Annotated in this window: 2 protein-coding genes; both read left to right on the top strand. The window is 58.6% G+C overall.

Features of this window, described 5'->3' with window-relative positions:
- Nucleotides 1-160 precede the first annotated feature (160 nt).
- Nucleotides 161-403 (top strand): hypothetical protein, encoded by a 243-nt coding sequence (locus tag JF66_RS20805; RefSeq protein WP_035880873.1) that lies wholly within the window; start codon nt 161-163, stop codon nt 401-403.
- A gap of 126 nt (nt 404-529) precedes the next feature.
- Nucleotides 530-827, top strand: a 298-nt coding sequence (locus tag JF66_RS20800) for a hypothetical protein (protein WP_035880872.1), incomplete at its 3' end; no start/stop codon positions are given.

Genomic DNA, 827 nt, shown 5'->3' with positions numbered 1-827 from the left:
TGGTTGACTCCTTGGTAGTAGCGGGAACAGAGGGTTAGCGGGAACAGCGGGTTAGCGGGAACAGCGGGTTAGCGGGAACAGAGGGTTACCAGGAACTGAGGGTTACCAGGAACTGAGGGACGAGAACGCGCGGTTACCGGACGGCACACACACCACGAGCATGACCATTATCCCGATCAGAGAGGTCACAATCGGGTTGTGCATGGACCAGATATCCGGAACCGGGGCCGTCCCGAGGTTGCCGAACAGCAGAAGCAGTCTGACCCCCGCGAAAAACGAGCTTGTCCGCCTCTTCGAGGACCAGGTCGTGCTCAGTACGGTTTCTTCGATGATCACTCGAATGGCCCTCGCCTGGGTCTTTCAGGGACGATTCACGGTTAACGACGCGGTGATCGATGAGTAATGGTCCTGAAGCTGCGTGCGGTCTGTGAGCTTGCCAAGAGACCACAGGTTTGGGGCCTTCTCCCCGTTTCAGGACACCGGGACCTGTCATTGTTTCGCTGGGGAATTCCCCCACGGAGAGGCAGCCATGACCACGACAGTGGAGCGCACCACCGAACAGTCATCCCGTATGGAGACTGTGGACCGCACCCTGAACCATCGACGGATGGCCGTGGGGATTTCGCTCGCCAGTATCGCGGCCATCCACGTACTCGACCTGCAAAGCAAGCTCGAAGAAGTTCCCTACATCGGAGTGATGTACATCCTCGTCATTGTGGCTTCGCTCATCCTGATGGAACGTCTCTTCGTCGTGGGGTCGCGCCTCGATTTCATCGCGTCGGCCGTCGTGGCCGGAGTGGTTATTCTGGGCTTCGTCGTCAACCGCA

It is taken from the genome of Cryobacterium sp. MLB-32 (assembly GCF_000738085.1).
Classification (GTDB): Bacteria; Actinomycetota; Actinomycetes; order Actinomycetales; family Microbacteriaceae; genus Cryobacterium.
The sequence above is the reverse complement of the archived record's forward strand: the minus strand, read 5'-3'. Positions and strand labels throughout refer to the sequence as shown.